Consider the following 17,872-nt stretch of genomic DNA (forward strand, 5'->3'; position numbering starts at 1 on the left):
GCTGCCGAGAAGGGCAGCCTTTTCATGCTGAAGTGTATCGCATTGCCCGGCGTCTCAGAAAAAGTCAGTCTCTGATTTCAGCGGCCGGGCCATGAGCGTATTCAATGCTTCGTCAATCGTCATATCTTCGCTGACCATCCGGGCGACGGTGGCACAAATGGGCACCTCAATCTCAAGCTTTTGAGCCAGTTTGACGGCGACCTGCGCCGAGTAAGCTCCTTCTGCCAGTTTGCCGCCGGCGGCGATCAGCTCCGAGGCCATAAAGCCTTCACCGAGCCGCATCCCGAATGAAAAGTTGCGCGACTGTGTGGACGAACAGGTCAGCACAAGGTCTCCCAGACCGGACAGGCCCGTCAGGGTTTCGCCCTGCGCCCCCATTGCGCTTCCAAGCCGGTTCAACTCAGCAAAGCCGCGGGCCGTCAATGCTGCTTGCGCACTGGCACCAAGTTTTCGTCCGGCCACTGCGCCGCAGGCGATGGCAAGGACGTTCTTGAGCGCGCCGCCAATTTGTGTGCCGAGGACATCGATGGAGGCATAGGGGCGGAAGCAGGGCGACTGCAACGCTTCGCAAAGACTGAGAGCGGTTTTTGCCGTGTGTGCTGCGACTGTGACCGCAGTCGGAAGGCCCTTAGCGACATCGTCAGCAAAACTCGGTCCGGACAAGACCCCTGGTTCTACGCCGGGTAGCTCTTCCTTCATCACTTGCGACAAAAGCTCACCGGTGGTCTGCTCGATGCCCTTTGCACATAAGACGACAGGCCCCCGCACAGCGCCGGTCTTTTTGAGAGCACTCAGGATGGCTCGGGTGGATTGAGCTGGCGTTACAAGAAGGATGGCATCTGCATCCGCGGCTTCTTTCAAAGACGAAGTCGCATTCAGATCTTCATCGAACGTAATCCCCGGCAGATACTTTGTATTCTGCTGCTTGGTTCTGATCTCAGAGACTGTTGCAGGATCCCGTGCCCAAAGGCGAACAGTTGTTCCAGCCCGAGCTGCAGTCAAAGCAAGCGCGGTGCCCCAGGCGCCGCCGCCGATGACGCCGATCGACTTAATGGCCCCCATTGACCTGCCCTTCCATGCGCGTCCGTAGTGCTTCAAGCTGTGCTCCAAACCCTTCAAAATAACGGGTCTCTGACGGCGCTTCGTTTGAGAACAAATCAACCCAGAACAGGCGGAACCGGATCGGTGCTCCGCCCGCGCTTGGCGTCATTTCAAAATGTTCCCATTCATCAGCGGGCTTCTTCAGAATTTTACCGTGAAAATGCCGTCTGCGATGAAGGCCATCGAGAATTCCGGGCACATTGTCGATGAAGTGATCCTGGTCGGCGAACGATTCGAGAGCGATATCCAAGGTTAGTCCGGTCTCCTCGGAAAATTCACGGATGGCACCCTGAAGGTAACTCTCACCTGGGTCCAGAGTGCCGCCAGGCACCTGAAGATCCGGCCGCGGATTGTCAGCCTCTTCGAACACCAAGAGCTCCGGCCCGCAGGTCAGATAGACATAGGCTTTGTGAAAGATCTTCATCGGAGGTTTCCGCTGCGCGCTGTGGTGCCTGTTTCGTATCAGTCCCGCACGGACAGAAAAAGACCAAGATACATATCTGTTTGATTTGATTGAAATAGTGACTAGGAAACATATTTCGAAATCAAAAATTATCGTAAAACAATAAAAAATAATTGATTTATTGTTTTGGGTCGACTAGGAGATCTCCCGCGGCAGGGGTCGTTCGACCCATTTTTTCGCTTAACGGAGCCCCACAGATGATTTTTGGCACACTTCTCCCGCGCCTTTCCGTAACTGCAGCACTGGTTGCAAGCCTCACGGCTTGCGGTCAAACTGGTTCCAACTACCGGCCGATTGTAGATGGTCCGATGGGTTACACCTACGAGAAGGACCTTGGAGACTGCAAAGGCCTTGCCGAACAGCGGCGTCTCTTCAATGACGAAACGAAGATGGCTGCCTTGGCCGGCGCTGCGATTGGTGGTGTGCTTGCGGCAGTTGAAGATGACGACGGCAAAAACGCTGCAGGAAATGCGGTTGCCGGGGCCTTGGCCGGAGGGGCGATCGGGGCCGGTGGCGGTGCTCTCAACGCGCATGGCGAACGCAAGCAAATCGTCATGAACTGCATGCGTGGCCGGGGACACCGAGTTGTCGGATAACACCGGGAGCCGGTTTGACCGGCTCTCCATTCGGTCTGATTATTGCCCCTAAATACTAGGTCAGGACTGATTATCAGCGCAATTCCTAACCGGAGATTAACCAGTCTAGCCTATCGCTGTTATGTCGAAAACCGCATTGGCGTAAACCATGGAAAACTTCGAAATTGCAGTCGCGTCTTTTGTGCGTTCTGTCATAGCGATTGGAGTTCCAGGCGAACGAATTTTTGTCCTTTATGCGTTCAGTACACTGGTGATTGTCTATCTGTTGTACCGCTACAGGAAGCCGGCGGCCGCGTTTTTAAAATACTGTTTTCCTAAAGAAGTTTATCTGCATCCGTCTGCAAAGCAGGATTATCTCTACTATTTCTGGATGGCATTGCTGAAGGGTGTTCTGGTTGCTGTTCCCTTGGCTTGGCTGGGAACGAGCATCCACGGCATTTGGGTTGAACCTGCAACGCTGCAAGCGGGCGAAGCATCGGACCATAGTTTTTGGTCCATTCTTGCCTTTTCTTTTCTGCTTCTGCTGGCCTTCGATTTCGCGGTTTTCTTCACGCACTACCTGCAGCACAAAGTCCCGATCCTTTGGGAGTTCCACAAGGTTCATCACTCTGCAGAGGTGTTGACACCGCTGACAGTTTTCAGGATGTCGCCCGTTGATCTGATCGTAACGGGCGCCGCAGTGATCATCTGTGAAGCGGGTGCCCGTGCGCTTTGGTTGATGTTTGTCGGGCCAGCGCCTGACATTCTGACCATTCTCGGGATTAATGCCGGGATCTTTCTTTTCTATTTGTTTGGCTACAACTTGCGTCATTCGCACATCTGGCTGTCGTATCCGGCCTGGTTGAGCGGGCATCTGGTCAGCCCGGCTATGCACCAGATCCACCACAGCAGCGAAGTCCGGCATTGGGACAAGAACATGGGGCTGGTCTTCTCCTGGTGGGACTGGCTGTTCGGGACGCTTTATATTCCGAAAGAAAAAGAGACCTTCAAATTCGGAATTGATGGGCATGAAGCCAATCCTTTTCACGCCTCCCACGAGATGTTGTGGAAGCCGTTTATTTGGGCCTGGCGGCGGATCAGCCGAAGGGTAAAGCAGGTCTTTTCGGTCATTGCAGCGTGCCTTTTGTGCCTTTTCGGGCCGACGCAGGACAGTGTGGCCGACGAGGGCTACAGCCCGCCCTCCCTGCACCTTGAGGACCTGACCTGGACAGAGGTCATGAAGGCGTTGGATGCTGGATATACTCAAGTGATCGTTCCCTCTGGTGGAACAGAGCAGAATGGTCCGCATATGGTGCTTGGCAAGCACAATATCGTGGTGCGATACACGGCTGGCGCATTGGCGTCGGGACTTGGTGAGACGCTGGTTGCTCCTGTTGTCACCTACGTCCCGGAAGGAGATATCGATCCGCCGACGGGACACATGCGCTTTCCGGGGACCTTGACGATATCGGAAGAGACTTTTGAGGACATCTTGGTGAGTACCGCGCAGAGCTTGCTGCAGCACGGATTCTCACGGGTCTATTTCATTGGTGATAGTGGCAGCACCCAACGTGGTCAGCAGGCCGCAGCCGACCGGATGCGCGGTGGTTGGTGGTCGTCCGCCCCGGCCCAGGTGTTTCAGATCAGTGACTACTATTTTCCTGAGGCAAACGGGCAAATCGCTGAGCTTCAAGAACAAGGGTTCAGCTTGGAGCAGATCGGGACGCATGCCGGCATAAGGGATACATCGGAAGTGTTGGCACTAAAAGCCGATGGCGTTCGCGCTCTCAACACCGCTGTTCCCGGCGTGCTGAACGCAACTGGCGAAACAGGTGTCATCGGAGAACCGTCCCTCGCCAGCGCGGACATCGGTTGGGTCATGCTCGATTTGAAAGTGCAAGCCGCCCTCGCGCAGATCCGTGCCTTGCCGGAACCCGGTCTCTGACGGCACCTAGACTTTCGCGCCTTTTTTTCCGGCCCCCAGGACACCGGCGTTGGACTGATCGAGTGGCCAGCGCGGACGGGGCGGCAGATTCATGTCATCAACGGGGCCTTCCAGTAGACGTTCTATTCCGGCCCAAGCAATCATGGCTGCATTGTCCGTGCAAAGCGCCATGGGGGGCGCAATGAAACGGGCACCAGCCTCGTCAGCAGCCGAGAGCAGGCTGCTGCGGATTTCCTGATTGGCAGCAACACCACCTGCCACGACGATGCTCGGTATTGTCTCCGGATAACGTTCTCGGAAGAGTTCCAAAGCCGATTTCGTGCGCGCAGCAAGTACGTCTGCGACCGCGCGCTGGAAGGCTGCGCACAAGTCCGCAACAGTCTGATCATCGACCGGTTCCAGCTTTTTTGCCTGCGTGCGAAGAGCGGTTTTCAAGCCGGCAAACGACATGTCCAGACCGGGCCGATCGAGCAGCGGACGCGGCAGTTTGAAGCGAGCTACGTCACCCTTTTTCGCCATTTTTTCAACATGCGGGCCGCCGGGATAGGGCAGGCCGAGAAGTTTTGCGGTCTTGTCGAACGCCTCGCCAATCGCATCGTCAATGGTCGTTCCGAGGCGGTCATAATTGCCAACCCCGCGTACGAGCAAAAATTGGCTGTGCCCGCCAGAAACAAGAAGTAGCAAAAACGGAAAGTCCAGATCATCTGTCAAGCGCGCAGTGAGCGCATGGCCTTCGAGATGATTCACTCCAACAAGAGGCTTGCCGGCGGCCATGGCAATTGCCTTGGCAGTCATGAAGCCCACGATCACACCGCCAATGAGCCCGGGGCCGGCCGTTGCGGCGACAGCATCAATGTCATCCCAGGAACATTTTGATTTCTGGAGCGCTTCGGCAACAATTTTGTCCAGGATCTCGATATGCGCCCGGGCCGCAATTTCCGGCACCACGCCGCCAAATTCCGTATGTTCGTCGATCTGCGACCGGATGACATTTGATAGAATGTTTTTGTCGAGCGGTCCGCGCACCACGGCAGCTGCTGTTTCATCGCAACTTGTTTCAATGCCCAGAACCGTTAATCGGGTGTCCGCTCGATTTTCATTGACGAAGGTCATTGGTCTTGCCGCAGTTATTTGTGCTAGGTCATATACCAGAAAGAACGAACAGACCCGGCGCGTCTTTAGCCGGGCGTAGCATTTGGACGGTAAACCTTGCAATCAAATCCTTTGCGCATCGGAACACGGGGCAGCGCGCTGGCTCTGGCTCAAGCCCATGAAACCCGCGCCCGGCTGATGGCTGCCCATGACCTTCCAGAGGACGCCTTCGAAATCGTGGTGATCAAGACCTCCGGAGACCAGATCCAGGACCGGCCCTTGTCTGAAGTCGGCGGGAAAGGCCTGTTCACCAAGGAAATTGAGGAGGCCATGCTGGATAGGCGTATTGATCTGGCCGTACACTCGTCCAAGGACATGCCGACCGTTCTGCCGGACGGTTTGGCTCTGACTGCCTTCCTGCCGCGTGAAGATGTTCGGGATGCATTTTTGTCTCCCAAAGCCAAAACCCTGATGGATTTGCCGCATGGCGCGGTGGTCGGATCCAGCTCGCTGCGCCGCCAGGCGATGATCAAACGCCTTCGCCCCGATATTGAAGTGGTGATGTACCGCGGCAACCTTCAGACCCGCCTGCGCAAGCTTGCAGAGGGCGAAGTGGACGCGACGCTGCTCGCCTATGCGGGCTTGCGCCGCCTTGGCCTTGAAGAGGAGGTGACCAGTCTTCTCGAAACCGAGGATTTTCTGCCGGCTGTCGGCCAGGGCGCGATCTGCATCGAAAGCCGTGAAGGCGACGAACGAACGCTTGAAATGCTGCAGGCAATCCATGATCGGGAGACCCAAATCCGTCTTGATGCGGAACGCGCGTTCCTTGCGGTTCTGGATGGATCCTGCAGAACCCCGATTGGCGGTCTGGCCCTGTTGAACGGCGACGAGTTGACCTTGAAAGGCACAGTTTTGAAACCGGACGGCTCTGAGGTTCATGATGAGGTGCGTTACGGACGCGCAGCTGATGCTGTTCAAATCGGCCAGGCAGCAGGTGAAGCCTTGAAAGCCAAGATGGGGCCCGGGTTCCTCTCGAACCACTGAGCCGATGCGTTTCCTTGTGACCCGTCCGCAACCTGACTGCAAGAGAACTGCCGATCGGTTGCGGGCCTTGGGACATGAGGCGGACGAGATGCCCCTGCTGCAATTTTGCCCCTGTCCGCCGCCAAGTTTTGATCTTACCGGTGTTGACGCTTTGGCGCTCACCAGTCGCCGTGCTGTTGATACTATCACTCATCACGCACAGCTGGCACAATTGATGTCTCTGCCTGCCTTCACGGTTGGAGACAAAACCGCTGCAGCCTGTCGGGCGTTGGGTTTTGAAGATGTTCGCTCAGCTGATTCCGATGTGGCGGGTCTGGCCAGCCTGATCTTGTCCTCGGCTGAATTTGACTTACGCAGGGTCCTCTATTTGTCCGCAGAACAGCGATCGGGCGATCTCGGGGGGCTTCTGGAAAAGGGTGGCATCACTTGCCAGACCCTTCCGGTTTACCGAATGGAGGCTGTTCCGGACCTGCCGAAGACTGTCTTCCCAGGGCTGGCAAATGAAGACTATGATGGTGTTTTGGTGTTTTCGCGCCGCACTGGCGAAATCCTCGCGAGGCTCCTCAGCGCCAATTTGCCAGAACACATTTTTTCCAATTTGCCGGTCTACGCAATTTCCGGTCAAGCAGCAGCAGGTCTCCAGGGCTTTAATGACGTTCATATCGCCAGCGCGCCGCGCGAAGATGCGCTCTTCGATCTGTTGTTAGCAGAGTGTTAACCCGAACCGGGGGAGTCGTTGTTTTGCAGCGCGCAAGACTCTTTGCCGCGGTGCTACCGCTTTGCAAAGAGACGTGTATAGTTAAGATCTTGGGACTGGCTGGGTGCGGGAGAGAGATAGATGGCAAGTGACAACAAAACTCCTGGCGGAACATCATCATCCGATGGCAAAGGATCCGGTTCATCCGCAAAATCGGGAAGCTCCGCCTCCAGTTCTGGGTCGTCCGGATCGAAGCGTCCGGTCACAATTGATCTGAAGCCGGAGAAGGTGAGCGACAAATCACCGTCTTCGACAGCATCCGGGACATCCGGATCGTCCAAGCCCGCCGAGTCGAAAACGTCCCCAACGACAAGTTCCTCAACATCTTCAACGCGTCCGTCAAGCGCCGCGTCATCTGCGACTTCGTCTTCGTCGACCGCTTCCAAGCCCGCTGGTTCGGCCGCAAGTAGCACGTCCTCTCAGTCCGCTTCGAAGCCGACGACATCAGCTACGGACACTGGAAAGAGCAGTTCGAGCAGCACATCGGCAAGTGCGGCGACGAGCAAACCGTCTTCCAGTTCGAGTAGTTCGGCGCAGAAACCCGCATCCGGATCTGCAAGTTTCTCCAATCCGCCCGCAGCTCAGGAAAGCAGCGGCGTTGGAGCGTTCGGTGTTCTGATCGCCGCGGTGATCGGCGGCGTCCTGGTGCTCGGCGGAGGCTTCGGTCTCTATCAGGCCGGCATCGTCAAGCTGACACCTGAGCAGGATCAGGAGATGTCCCGCGCGCTGACCGCAGCAGAACGGAAAATCTCGGATCTGGAAAGTCAGCTGAGCGCGCTCGGAACGACTGTCTCGGGACAAGACGTCAGCGGAGCTCTTTCGGATTTGGAGAGCAAAGTCTCTGCCGTGGAGCAGTCTTTGGCAGAAGCTGCACAGTCTGGTGGAGCTGATGTGTCTGGCGCCGTCGATGCGTTGAAGCAGGACTTTGATGCCTTGAAAGCCGATCTGGCTTCCGGTTCTGCAACGTCTGCAGACGGAACGCCTGTAAATCTGGCGCCGCTGGAAACCCGGCTGAGCAGCCTGGAAGACACGGTGAAATCCGCGGCGCCCGTTGATCTTGCCCCGATTGAGTCCCGACTTACCGAACTGGAAGGCGGCACAACGGCTGCATTGTCAGAGACGGAAAAACTGTCCGGTTCCGTGACGGACCTTGAAGGTCAGGTCAAAGGTTTTGAGACGCAGCTGACCGAGCTGCAGACGCGTCTGCAGAACACCGAGGCAACAGCAAAAGCTGCGCAAACGGCGGTGTCGACCTCAGATGTGTCCTTGAAGACCCTTGCGGACAGTCAGGCGCGGGCCACGGAAACGCTTTCGAGCCTCTCGGCAGACATTCAGTCCGTCGGTGCTGCCAACAATGCGGCGCTAGAAGACTTGCGGGCCGAACTCGACAGCTTGTCCAAGAGACTGGCACAAGTTGAATCAACCATGGGTGATGCAACAGCCCGGGAGACTGCGGCGCGGGCCTTGTCTGTGTCGGCATTGAAATCGGCGGTAGATTCGGGCCGTCCTTATGAGACAGAGCTTGCAGCCGTCAAAGCCGGCCTTCCGGCAGATATGGACCTGTCCGCGCTTGAAGCACACGCAAAGACCGGTGTGGAGCCAGTGTCTGTCCTGATCGCGCAGTTCCCGAATGTTGCGCGCAGCGTCTACCAGACCTTTGCGGAACCGGACGAGTCCGGTGACGTCCTCCAGAGTTTCCTGGCAAGTGCCCGGTCGCTTGTGGCGGTTCGCGGGCCGGGTAATGCAGATGGCACCGGACCGGATGCTGTCTTGCGGCGGATGGAAAATGCTGTCTCCAAGGGAGATTTGAGCGCGGCGCTTGCGGCCTCCAAGGATCTACCGCAAGCGGGCCAGGAGGCAGCGGCGGACTGGACAAACCGGGCAGAGGCACGGGTTGAAGTTGATGCGCTGACGGACAAGGCGTCTCAGGAAGTTCTGAGCGCGCTTGCGAAAAACGACAGCTGAGCCGGCGGCCGTTCAACGGCCGGCCGGAATTGAGTTTATTCTGCCGGGATGGTCCGGCGCACTTTGGGAGCGACACCGATGATCCGCGTCCTCATCTTTTTCGCCATGCTGTTTTTGGCTGCCCTCGGGTTTGCCTGGATGGCGGATTTGCCTGGAACGATATCGGTCAGCTGGAACGGCTATGTCTGGGAACAGCCGCCGGTGGTGGTTGCCCTGGTGGTGGGCCTTGTTCTCGTCGCGTTTCTTGTCGTTGTCGGTGTTATCCGCGCGATCCTGAAGTCGCCGCAAATCGCTGGCCGTTTCTTCAAGCAGCGCCGGAAGGACAAAGGTTACACAGCCTTGTCGCAAGGGTTGATTGCACTTGGCACGGGCAATGCCAAAATGGCACGCCGCTACGGTCTTGATGCAGACAAGCTGCTGAACGAAGAACCGGCGACAAAACTTCTTCTTGCGCAAACGGCGCAGCTTGCCGGCAAGGACGGCGAGGCGCGGCAGCGCTTTGAAGCCATGCTGGATGATCCGCAAACCAAAACGCTCGGTTTACATGGCCTGTTCGTCGAGGCAGAACGCCTGAAGGAACCGGTCGCCGCGCGCCATTACGCCGAAGAGGCCGCGAAATCCGCGCCGGGTCTTGAGTGGGCCGGGAAAGCCGTTCTCGGGTATCAGGCGGTTGCCCATCATTGGGATGAGGCGTTGAAAACCCTTGAGCGGAACTACACGTCCAAGCTCCTGGATAAAAAGGCCTATCGCCGTCAGCGCGCAGTCATCCTCACCGCGCTTGCCCACAAACTGGAGGACAACGATCCGGACCGGGCCTTCTCGCTGGCAAAAGAGGCGCACGGGTTGGCACTGGACTTGGTTCCAGCCGCTGTCATCACATCTCGGCTGGCGACCCGCCGGGGCGATATCCGCAAGGCGTCGAAAGTGATCGAGGCGACCTGGCGGTTGTCGCCGCACCCGGAGTTGGCCGAAACCTATTCCCATGTGCGCACGGGCGATTCAGCTGTTGACAGGCTGAAGCGTGCCAAAAACCTTGCGGCGCAACGCGCCAACACCGCAGAAGGGGCCATCGCGATCGCCAAGGCTGCATTGGAAGCGCGCGAATTTGAAGAGGCCCGCACACAGCTGAAGAAAGTGCTGCAATCCGAGCCGACCCGTGCGGCCTTCATCCTGATGGCCGAAGTGGAAGAGGCAGAGACCAGCGACAAAGGCCGGGTCCGCGATTGGCTTGCACGGGCGGTCAAGGCGCCGCTCGACAAGGTCTGGATCGCCGACGGCGTGGTGTCTTCTGAATGGCAGGCCGTGTCGCCTGTGACCGGGAAGCTGGATGCGTTCCAATGGTCCTCGCCGGGCAGCCTCAACGAGGAAGATAGTGTTCTGTTGGAAGACAGCCTGTTTGAGGCCCCTGTTCTGCCTGCGGCTGCACCAGCCCAGGCACCTGTTGCAGAGCCTGTCGAGCCGGCGGCGACCGCACCTTCGCAAACCAAAGAGGCGTCCGATGAAAAACCGGAAGAGGCTGCCGATGCCAAGGTCGTTGAGTTGAAGGCCGAGCCTCAAAGCGAGGAGCCGTCAAAAACGACCAATGAGGCGGAGCCTGCGCCAAACGCTAAATCCGACGCAAAAGCGACTGCTGCTCCGGTTAAGAAGGAAGGCTATGAGGGGACAACGGACGATGTGAAGTTCGCTCCGGCCCTCAAGGACTTGCCGGACGGTCCAGTAGCTTCAACTCCGTCGGATAAGGCTTCCGCTGCCGCGGCACCTGAAAAAGATGCCGATGCAGAAAAAGCCAAAACAGACGAGGCTGAAAAGGTTGTTTCAGACGCCAGACCAGACAAACAGGCAGCTGAACCTGCGTCCGCCGTTAATGGTACATCTGAGGACAGCAAGTCTGATGAGAAAAAGGCCAAAGACGAGGACTTAGATCGTCCGATTGAATTTCCTCTCTCGCGGATGCCGGATGATCCGGGCACGGATGATGACGAGGATGCGGACGACAAGAAGAAAGGTTCCCGCCCCCGGTTCTTTAACTAGGCTGGGGAGGGAAGCTTCAATCCGGAAAGTACCGACGACCTGAACGTGTGGTCATCATTTCCCGGACCCGGAAAAGCCCTTGCATCCGGATCGAAGCTCCGGTAATTAGCGGCCCACTCGGGCAGCGCCAGTTTTTGAGGACTGCCTTTGAGATCGTCTCTTGGAGTTGTTCAAGAGCTAAGCCGCTGTAGCTCAGTTGGTAGAGCACGTCATTCGTAATGATGGGGTCGTAGGTTCGAGTCCTATCAGCGGCACCACCATCTCTTATTGCGCTATCGGCCTTCGGCCTACTTGAACGCTTTTCTCATTTGCACCACTTCTTCAAAGGTTATGACAATCTATGAAGAGCGCGGCACCGCGATCCGCGGCGCATATGAATGCGCCACCACTTGGGCAGTATCCTGACAGCTCAGCGATAACTCGATGAATAGAATGTCAGTTCATTCGTGCATGGGTTGGCATCGCTCTGGATGGAGCCGTCCGGTCTGACGATCAATTCGATCAAGTTGCTGGTGATCGCCCGGTAGTAGCGGGTGCCGTCTCCATCAAAGGCCGTCAAATGCCATATGACGTAGGCTTTGCCGTTTTCCTTTGGCGTAATCTCGCAAACCGCCAAAGGTGCTGCCGCTTTGACCTTGGAAATGGCATCGTCAGCATGCGCGGCTGCACTGAAGCCGATCGCAAATGCCGCAACAGCAAAAACGCTCATCCGCGCTGACAGTTGGCTCATCATCCAGTTATCTCCTGTAGTGTTCTCATAAGAGGCTGCACCTCACTCTATGCGGCTCCCTCAACAGAGTACAGGCTGAGATGATGCCTCGGGGACTGGCTGGTGTTGATGCCACGGGTAATCGGCAGTTAGTTTCCAAAAAGGGAAATCAATTCCAACATTATGTCATTTTACATTACCAAGTGAATTAGTAAAAACTGAATTCGGGAGGAGACATGTCTCCTGTTTAATGGTGGGATAGGCTTCAATAGGGTGAAAATTTGTGTGCCAGCGGCACCTTGCACCCGATAAGCTTGGGCAACCAACAGCGCGAATGAGGCGCGGCCACAGCCGGACTGGTCTATTTCTTGTATTTCCGGCGTAGGAGGAGGAACGATCATGGATTTCAAGGCGGTTTTCGGCGCAGCCCTGTTGGCGCTCGGCGCAACATCAGTGCAGGCTGCAGATCACGAATTCAAGCTGCACCACTTCCTGGGCGAAAAGGCCCCGGCACACTCCAAGATGCTGGTGCCCTGGGCCAAGCAGGTGGAGGAAAACTCCGGTGGCAAGGTCTCCATCGAGATCTATCCGGCGATGACACTAGGCGGCCGTCCGCCGGAGCTGATCAACCAGGTTCGCGACGGTGTTGTCGATCTCGTCTGGACGGTCAACGGTTATACGCCCGGCCTGTTCCCGCGCTCTGAAGTCTTTGAGCTGCCGGGGGTTCACAAGAACGACACCGCGGCGACCAACCTGGCGCTCAAGGAACTCTTCGAGAGCGATCTGAAAGACGACTACAAGGGTGTTGAGGTCATGTTCCTCCATGTGCATGCCGGTCAGGGCATTCATATGCGCGACACGGAAGTGCGGTCAGTCGCAGACCTCAAGGACAAGAAAATCCGGATCCCGACACGCACGGGCGCCTGGGTGATTGAAGCGCTTGGCGCGTCCCCGGTTGCAATGCCGGTGCCGGAACTTCCACCTGCACTGCAGAAGGGTGTGATTGACGGGGCTATGATCCCTTGGGAAATCATTCCGCCGCTGAAGATCCAGGAGCAGACCAATTACCAGATCGAAGGTGCGGACAAGGAACGCTTTGGCACGACGGTGTTCCAGGTGTCCATGAATAAGGATCGCTGGGACAGCTTGCCGGAAGATGTCCAGAAAGCCTTCCGCGATGCATCCGATGCCGCATGGTCCAAGGAAGTCGGCGACATCTGGGCCGATGCGGATGATTTTGGCATCGGGCTCGCTGTGAAGGCAGGCAATACGCACATTACCTTGACGCCGGAAGAAACCGCGGAGTTCAACGCCGCGCTTGAGCCGGTTGTCGGCCGCTGGGTCGAAGAAGTCTCCAGCAAGGGCATTGACGGGAACGGGCTTGTCGACAAGGCCCGCGCCGCTGTCGCGAACAACGCGTCCAACTGATGCCGGCAGATCACCAAACAGGCAATTCCGGGTTCACCGGGATTGCTAGCCGGGCCATTACGGTGTGGGCTCTGCTCGGCGGCGGTGTTCTGTTGGCCGTCGTTGCGGTGAACATGATGTCCATCATCGGGTCCATGTTCGGTAAGCCTTTCCCCGGTGACTTTGAACTGACGGAAATGGGCGTTGCGATCGCAGTCTTTGCGTTCCTGCCCTATTGCCAGCTGACGGGCGCCAATGTGTCAGCGGATATTTTCACAGCTGGAGCCTCGAAGCGGTTGATCGCGTTCTTCACATTGCTGGGCTCACTGGTTGCGCTTGGGTTTGCGTCTCTGCTGATCTGGCGCATGTTCCACGGGATGCTCGACCAAAGAGAATACGGTTATACGACCACGATCTTGCAGATCCCGCACTGGTTGGCGTTTGTTCCGATCCTTGTTTCCCTTGTCTTACTGGCCCTTGCAGCGCTCGTCACTTTGATGCGTGACACATCAGCCCTGTCGAAAGGATAACGATACATGGCAGACGCTGTTGTTCTCGGCGTGGGCGGGCTCGTCGCGCTGATCATCCTGATTGCGATCCGGATGCCGATTGCCTACGCGATGATCCTGGTCGGCGGCGTCGGAACCATGCTGCTCAACGGTCCGGCGTTGGTCTTCAGCCAGTTGAAGACGTTGGCTTACGGCCAGTTCTCGATCTACGACCTGTCCGTCGTGCCGATGTTTGTGCTGATGGGGGCGATCGCCTCCAAGACGGGGCTCAGCCAGGCGCTGTTCCGTGGGGCAAATGCCTGGCTTGGATGGCTGCGCGGTGGCACGGCGATGGCGGCAATTGCCGGCTGTGCCGGTTTCGGGGCGGTGTGTGGTTCGTCCCTTGCGACGGCCTCCACCATGGGCAAGGTCGCATTGCCGGAACTGCGCCGCTACAAGTATTCCGGGGCCCTTGCCACCGGGACACTGGCGGCTGGCGGAGTACTCGGGATCCTGATCCCGCCTTCTGTAGTCCTGATCATTTACGCGATCATCGTTGAAGCGAACATCGTGACGATGTTCATGGCGGCGTTCCTGCCCGGCCTGCTGGCCGTCGTCCTCTTCTTGCTGACCATTGCCATCTATGTGGCGATCAAACCGGAGGCCGGCCCGAAAGGCGGGGTGCCGGACCGCCGGGAGTTCATCGAGGCAACGGCCGGAATGATCCCGGTTCTGCTGATCTTTGCTCTTGTGATCGGCGGTATCTATTTCGGCTTTTTCAACCCGACCCCGGCTGCTGCTGCCGGTGTGTTTCTCGTGCTGGTTTTCGGTCTCTTGCAGCGCAAGTTTTCCTGGCCGGACATGCTGGGCGCGCTCAAGGAAACAGCTGCGACCTCCGGTATGATTTATCTGATCATCCTTGGTGCGGAACTTCTAAAGATCTTCATGTCGCGGGTGCGCCTGCCTCAGGAAACAGCCGCCTGGATCGCCGGTTCGGGTCTTGAGCCGATGACCGTCCTGATCCTCCTGCTCGTTGCGCTTATCCTGCTCGGCTGCCTGATGGACAGTCTGTCGATGATCTTGCTGGTGATCCCGTTTTTCTGGCCGGTTCTGGTTGAGATCAATGGCGGGATCTATCAGGGCGCCGACGGCGCCGGGTTCGGAATGAGCACTGAAGATCTGAAAATCTGGTTCGGCATCCTCGCGCTTATAGTGGTGGAGTTGGGACTGATTACGCCACCCGTCGGGATGAACGTGTTCGTGATTTCCTCCCTGGCCCGCGACACGCCGATGATCGAGACGTTTAAAGGTGTTGCGCCCTTCTTTGGCGCGGAGCTGGTGCGTGTGGTGCTGCTTGTCAGTTTCCCGGCGCTGACGCTGTGGTTGCCGAGTGTGCTGAGTTAGCTCATATCGCGATTTGTTGGTTTGAAACCTGTCAAACTTCGCGTTCACCGCTAAGCGGGGAGGCTATCTCGACCGCCGGGCGAATATCTCGGTGGTCATTTCCTTGCAGGCCGGTATGACCGTTGCCGGATCAAGAACGGTGTCCCAGTCGATCCCGTTGGGCGCCAGTTCCTTCAAGGTTGATTTGAAGTCAGCCTGTGACGCGGCCTTGGCAACAATGTCTTTGGCCTCTGCCCTCGGAACGCCGTTCTTGGCAAGCGCGAAGCTTGCGGCCTCTGCCATGATTTCCGGATGGTTCTTCAAGCCAGAAGAGATTCGGTCCGGGTTCGCAGACATGCTGTCTGCAAGCGCTTGGGCGTGACGGAGGGCTGCGCCGGTTGCAATCAGCATCTGGGGCAAGAATGCCCATTCCAGTGGCCAGCGGGCGCCGTCACGTTCTTCTGCCGGACTGGCCGCTGCCGCAATCCCGCCTGCGGACGTTTGCACGATGGTGTTGAGCGTCAGAATGGCTTCGGCCTGAACTGGATTGGCCTTTTGCGGCATTGTCGAGGATCCGCCGCCTGTTCCCGACGAGACCTCCGCAATATCTGATCGGCTGAGGAGAAGAAGATCGCCGGCCATTTTGGCAAGACCTGCGGTGAGGGCTTGCAGCCAGGCGGACAGAGCAAGGATGTTCGACCGGTTCGTGTGCCAGGATGGCGAAAAATGGAGTTTGAGTTCCTTGGCAAGGGCTTCTGCGACACGCGCTCCATCTGGGACAATCGCGCTGTTAACACCGGAAGCCCCGCCGAACTGGACTTTCAGAACTTTCTTGCGAAGATCTGGCAGGTCGGCCTCAGCATCGATTGGGCCGTGTGCCCATTGTGCAATCCGGTATCCGAACGTGACAGGTGTTGAAATCTGCGACCGTGTCCGCCCAGCCAGAAGTTGATTGGCGTGCCGCACGCTTTCTGTTTCCAAAGTGTCGATCAGTCTGCCAAGGCGTTCTTCCAGCACATCGAGGCAGCTCTTTGCCTGGAGAACCAGTGCGGTGTCCATCACGTCCTGGCTGGTGGCTCCCCAGTGCAGCCAGCTGCCTGCGTCGTCACCGGCGATCTTTCTCAAAGAAGCCACAAGTGCGGGAACGGGAATTCCAGCAGACCGGGTGCCGCTACTCAAAGCATTCGGCTCAATCTCACTGGTTTCCAGCGCAGAGACGATCGTTGCAGCCGCACCTTCCGGAATGACGCCGAGGGCGCCTTGTACCTTTGCGAGAGCCTGCTCGTACCGGATCATATGAAGGAGATCGGCGTCCTCATCCAGCCGCAAAACCAGATCGGCGTCGGAGTAAAGATCGGAAAAAACCGGGCTGGAAAACAGGGAAACAGGCATGAAAACTGGGCTCAAACAAAGGGAGCTTGATCAAGAAACAACAAAGACTTGCCGTCAAGCGGCTTTGAGCGGAATCTGCAAGATCTCTCGGGCCTTTTGCCAGTCCGCAACCGGCCGCTCGTACTTCTCGCAGAGCTCAACCGCCCGTTTGACCAAAGCCGCATTGGACGGAGCAAGCCTGTCCTTGTCGAGGCGGATGTTGTCTTCCAGTCCAGTGCGGGTATGCCCTCCGGCCGCGATCGACCACTCGTTAATGGTCAGCTGGTGACGACCGATGCCGGCAGCACACCATTCGGCATCCGGCACAAGCCGTTCGACGGTCTTGATGTAATAGTCGAACACATCCTTATCGACGGGCATAGCGTTCTTCACACCCATGACGAACTGGACATAGAGACTGCCTGGTATGCGGCCGTCCTTGTTCATCGCCGCTGCCTGGTGAATGTGGCTGAGATCGAAAGCCTCGATCTCCGGCTTGATGGTGTAAGTCCGCATTTCTGCGGCCAGCCAATCCACAAGATTCGGCGGGTTTTCGTAAACCCGCGTCGGGAAGTTGTTCGAGCCAACGGAAAGGGAGGCCATGTCCGGCTCAAGCGGGAGCATACCGCCGCGTACCTTTCCTGCGCCTGAGCGCCCGCCCGTCGAGAACTGGATGATCATGCCGGGGCAGTGTTTTTCAAGACCTTCTTTCAATCGGGCAAATTTCTCCGGATCCGAAGACGGGCTTTGATCCTCCTTGCGCACATGGGCGTGGCAGATTGTGGCGCCGGCTTCAAAGGCCTCGTGCGTGCTTTCAACTTGTTCGGCGACCGTGACCGGCACAGCCGGATTGTTTTCTTTTGTCGGCAACGAACCGGTGATCGCAACACAGATGATGCAGGGTTTGCTCATGTCCGCCTCAAATGTCGAAAAAGACGGTTTCGTCTTCGCCTTGCAGCTTGATATCGAACCGGTAGACCGGCGTGCCGTCGCTGTCCGTCCGTTCTGCAATCAGCGTTGCGCGGCGGCGCTCCCACTCGATCAGATTGAGCACCGAATCGGCTGCATTGGCGGATGTCTCATCTGAAAAATAGAGCCGGGTTTGCAGGCCAACATTTATCCCGCGTGCCACGATCCAGAGGCTGATATGCGGAGCCATTTGACGGCCGTTCAGATCCGTGACCGCACCCGGCTTGACTGTCTCGAAAGTCCAGTAGCCGGTGTCGAAATCCGGAATGACCCGGCCCCAGCCCCTGAACCCGTCCTCAACTGCACCAGGATGTTCCGGATGGGCGTAGATGCCGTTTGCATTGGCCTGCCAGGCTTCCAGAAGCACGTCCTTGATCGGAGACCCCATGCCATCAATGACACGGCCCTCAACGCGAATGCGTTCGCCGCCGGCATTCGGCCCGGCAATGTCATGCCCGAGCTCCTGGGCGTAGATGTCAAAGCCGGCGGCTCCCGGCGCAAGGCCGATGTGGACATAAGGGCCCGCCGTCTGGGAGGGGGTTTCTTTCAAATAGCCCAGTGTCTGGCGCATG

Annotated in this window: 18 protein-coding genes and 1 tRNA gene; 10 read left to right on the top strand and 9 right to left on the bottom strand. The window is 57.5% G+C overall.

Going from position 1 to position 17,872, the window contains the following annotated elements:
- Positions 1 to 54: 54 nt before the first annotated feature.
- Positions 55 to 1,062, bottom strand: coding sequence for an NAD(P)H-dependent glycerol-3-phosphate dehydrogenase (locus tag ACQY4Z_RS14215; RefSeq protein ID WP_428522285.1), 1,008 nt, complete (start codon positions 1,060 to 1,062; stop codon positions 55 to 57).
- Positions 1,049 to 1,525: an NUDIX hydrolase gene (locus ACQY4Z_RS14220; RefSeq protein ID WP_428522287.1), complete on the bottom strand. Its 477-nt coding sequence runs from the start codon at positions 1,523 to 1,525 to the stop codon at positions 1,049 to 1,051. Before ACQY4Z_RS14220 ends, ACQY4Z_RS14215 begins: the two co-directional genes overlap by 14 nt.
- Before the next feature lie 236 nt (positions 1,526 to 1,761).
- Here ACQY4Z_RS14220 and ACQY4Z_RS14225 point away from each other — a divergent pair, with 236 nt between their 5' ends.
- On the top strand, positions 1,762 to 2,160 hold the full coding sequence (locus ACQY4Z_RS14225) for a hypothetical protein (protein WP_428522289.1): 399 nt from the start codon (positions 1,762 to 1,764) through the stop codon (positions 2,158 to 2,160).
- A gap of 148 nt (positions 2,161 to 2,308) precedes the next feature.
- Positions 2,309 to 4,084, top strand: a complete 1,776-nt coding sequence (locus ACQY4Z_RS14230) for a creatininase family protein (RefSeq protein ID WP_428522291.1) — start codon at positions 2,309 to 2,311, stop codon at positions 4,082 to 4,084.
- A 6-nt stretch (positions 4,085 to 4,090) separates the two neighbouring features.
- Here ACQY4Z_RS14230 and tsaD read toward each other — a convergent pair whose 3' ends face one another.
- A complete protein-coding gene (gene tsaD, locus ACQY4Z_RS14235) occupies positions 4,091 to 5,197 on the bottom strand; it encodes a tRNA (adenosine(37)-N6)-threonylcarbamoyltransferase complex transferase subunit TsaD (protein WP_428522293.1) in 1,107 nt (368 codons plus the stop codon).
- Positions 5,198 to 5,293: 96 nt separating this feature from the next.
- Here tsaD and hemC point away from each other — a divergent pair, with 96 nt between their 5' ends.
- Together hemC and ACQY4Z_RS14245 are read left to right on the top strand one after the other, a co-directional pair.
- The gene (gene hemC, locus ACQY4Z_RS14240; RefSeq protein ID WP_428522295.1) at positions 5,294 to 6,220 is read left to right on the top strand and encodes a hydroxymethylbilane synthase; all 927 of its coding nucleotides are present in this window, start codon (positions 5,294 to 5,296) and stop codon (positions 6,218 to 6,220) included.
- 88 nt (positions 6,221 to 6,308) lie between these two features.
- Complete coding sequence (locus tag ACQY4Z_RS14245) at positions 6,309 to 6,938, top strand: uroporphyrinogen-III synthase (protein WP_428522297.1); 630 nt, start codon at positions 6,309 to 6,311, stop codon at positions 6,936 to 6,938.
- A 53-nt stretch (positions 6,939 to 6,991) separates the two neighbouring features.
- On the opposite strand, the gene ACQY4Z_RS14250 is transcribed toward ACQY4Z_RS14245, so the two are convergent.
- Both ACQY4Z_RS14250 and ACQY4Z_RS14255 read right to left on the bottom strand, forming a co-directional pair.
- Positions 6,992 to 7,390 carry a hypothetical protein gene (locus ACQY4Z_RS14250; RefSeq protein WP_409687116.1) on the bottom strand — a complete coding sequence of 133 codons (399 nt, stop codon included), beginning with the start codon at positions 7,388 to 7,390 and terminating at the stop codon, positions 6,992 to 6,994.
- 6 nt (positions 7,391 to 7,396) lie between these two features.
- Positions 7,397 to 7,546: a hypothetical protein gene (locus ACQY4Z_RS14255; RefSeq protein WP_428522300.1), complete on the bottom strand. Its 150-nt coding sequence runs from the start codon at positions 7,544 to 7,546 to the stop codon at positions 7,397 to 7,399.
- 58 nt (positions 7,547 to 7,604) lie between these two features.
- Here ACQY4Z_RS14255 and ACQY4Z_RS14260 point away from each other — a divergent pair, with 58 nt between their 5' ends.
- The 3 genes from ACQY4Z_RS14260 (at position 7,605) to ACQY4Z_RS14270 (ending at position 11,230) form a co-directional block, all read left to right on the top strand.
- Complete coding sequence (locus ACQY4Z_RS14260) at positions 7,605 to 8,942, top strand: mitofilin family membrane protein (protein ID WP_428522302.1); 1,338 nt, start codon at positions 7,605 to 7,607, stop codon at positions 8,940 to 8,942.
- Between the two features lie 78 nt (positions 8,943 to 9,020).
- Positions 9,021 to 10,973: a heme biosynthesis HemY N-terminal domain-containing protein gene (locus ACQY4Z_RS14265; RefSeq protein WP_428522304.1), complete on the top strand. Its 1,953-nt coding sequence runs from the start codon at positions 9,021 to 9,023 to the stop codon at positions 10,971 to 10,973.
- 181 nt (positions 10,974 to 11,154) lie between these two features.
- Positions 11,155 to 11,230, top strand: a tRNA-Thr gene (locus ACQY4Z_RS14270).
- Between the two features lie 152 nt (positions 11,231 to 11,382).
- On the opposite strand, the gene ACQY4Z_RS14275 is transcribed toward ACQY4Z_RS14270, so the two are convergent.
- A complete protein-coding gene (locus ACQY4Z_RS14275; RefSeq protein ID WP_428522306.1) occupies positions 11,383 to 11,706 on the bottom strand; it encodes a hypothetical protein in 324 nt (107 codons plus the stop codon).
- A gap of 375 nt (positions 11,707 to 12,081) precedes the next feature.
- On the opposite strand from ACQY4Z_RS14275, the gene ACQY4Z_RS14280 reads away from it, so the two are divergent.
- Genes ACQY4Z_RS14280 through ACQY4Z_RS14290 form a run of 3 tightly spaced genes read left to right on the top strand, consistent with a single transcriptional unit; the run spans position 12,082 to position 14,981 of the window.
- A complete protein-coding gene (locus ACQY4Z_RS14280) occupies positions 12,082 to 13,110 on the top strand; it encodes a TRAP transporter substrate-binding protein (RefSeq protein ID WP_428522308.1) in 1,029 nt (342 codons plus the stop codon).
- Positions 13,110 to 13,619: a TRAP transporter small permease gene (locus tag ACQY4Z_RS14285; RefSeq protein WP_428522310.1), complete on the top strand. Its 510-nt coding sequence runs from the start codon at positions 13,110 to 13,112 to the stop codon at positions 13,617 to 13,619. The genes ACQY4Z_RS14280 and ACQY4Z_RS14285 overlap by 1 nt, the downstream gene beginning before the upstream one ends.
- Before the next feature lie 6 nt (positions 13,620 to 13,625).
- Positions 13,626 to 14,981, top strand: a complete 1,356-nt coding sequence (locus ACQY4Z_RS14290; RefSeq protein WP_428522312.1) for a TRAP transporter large permease — start codon at positions 13,626 to 13,628, stop codon at positions 14,979 to 14,981.
- 63 nt (positions 14,982 to 15,044) lie between these two features.
- Here the strand turns inward: ACQY4Z_RS14290 and ACQY4Z_RS14295 are convergent, their stop codons facing one another.
- Genes ACQY4Z_RS14295 through pcaG form a run of 3 tightly spaced genes read right to left on the bottom strand, consistent with a single transcriptional unit; the run spans position 15,045 to position 17,871 of the window.
- Complete coding sequence (locus tag ACQY4Z_RS14295; RefSeq protein WP_428522314.1) at positions 15,045 to 16,352, bottom strand: lyase family protein; 1,308 nt, start codon at positions 16,350 to 16,352, stop codon at positions 15,045 to 15,047.
- A 54-nt stretch (positions 16,353 to 16,406) separates the two neighbouring features.
- On the bottom strand, positions 16,407 to 17,243 hold the full coding sequence (locus ACQY4Z_RS14300; protein ID WP_428522316.1) for a 3-keto-5-aminohexanoate cleavage protein: 837 nt from the start codon (positions 17,241 to 17,243) through the stop codon (positions 16,407 to 16,409).
- A 7-nt stretch (positions 17,244 to 17,250) separates the two neighbouring features.
- Positions 17,251 to 17,871, bottom strand: a complete 621-nt coding sequence (gene pcaG, locus ACQY4Z_RS14305) for a protocatechuate 3,4-dioxygenase subunit alpha (protein ID WP_428522318.1) — start codon at positions 17,869 to 17,871, stop codon at positions 17,251 to 17,253.
- Position 17,872: the final 1 nt, after the last annotated feature.

It is taken from the genome of Roseibium sp. (genome assembly GCF_965276855.1).
Taxonomy (GTDB): domain Bacteria; phylum Pseudomonadota; class Alphaproteobacteria; order Rhizobiales; family Stappiaceae; genus Roseibium.